Below are 776 nucleotides of genomic sequence, written 5' to 3' on the forward strand. Positions count from 1 at the left end.
ATACGAAGTCCGGARATGGACGGGTACGTTCCAGAGCCGTTTTGATCGCCACAGGAGTGAATGAGGAAGGATACCGGGAAATTCTTGGCCTGCAAATCGGAAACAGTGAATCGGAGTCCAGCTGGAGCGAGTTCTTCGGATGGCTGAAAGACCGGGGACTCCGGGGAGTGGACTTGATCATCTCGGATCAACACGGCGGGCTGGTGCAAGCGATTGAAAAGCATTTCCAAGGCGCGACATGGCAGCGATGCCAGACACATTTTATTCGCAATATCCTCGATGCCGCACCAAAGTATATGCAGGATGCCTTGCTTGAGGAGATTCGCGGGATTCTTCACGCCCCCAATAAGCAGGCGGCCCGGCTGTTATTGGAACAAGTGCTGGCCAAATGGGAGGAGAAAGCCCCAAAAGCCATGCAAATCCTCGAAGAGGGATTCGAAGACGCCACCGCCGTATTGGACTATCCGGACCGTTACCGGCGGCGCCTGCGCACGACCAACGGGGTGGAACGGCTGAACGAGGAAATCCGCCGCAGAGAACGGGTGATCCGCATTTTTCCGAACCGGGAATCGGTGTATCGTCTCGTAGGCGCCGTGTTGATCGAAATGGACGAAAAATGGATATCGGCACGCAAATACCTGGATATGTCCGACTATTGGCAGTGGCGAAAAACGAAAGAGTTAGGCGTTCAAACGATGAACCAGGAAGTTTCGGCGATCAAGAAAGTGGGATAATGACTTTGTCGTGTCAAGGTGAACGTGGAATACCGGAGCGAA

The 776-nt window shown here is 53.7% G+C and carries 1 protein-coding gene; it reads left to right on the forward strand.

Annotation, left to right across the window (positions count from 1 at the left end):
• Positions 1-734 (forward strand): IS256 family transposase (locus CCB157_RS17075; protein ID WP_143287146.1); only part of this gene is annotated, 734 nt, incomplete at its 5' end.
• Positions 735-776: the final 42 nt, after the last annotated feature.

The sequence above is a fragment of the Caenibacillus caldisaponilyticus genome (genome assembly GCF_002003465.1).
Lineage (GTDB): Bacteria > Bacillota > Bacilli > Bacillales > Sporolactobacillaceae > Caenibacillus > Caenibacillus caldisaponilyticus.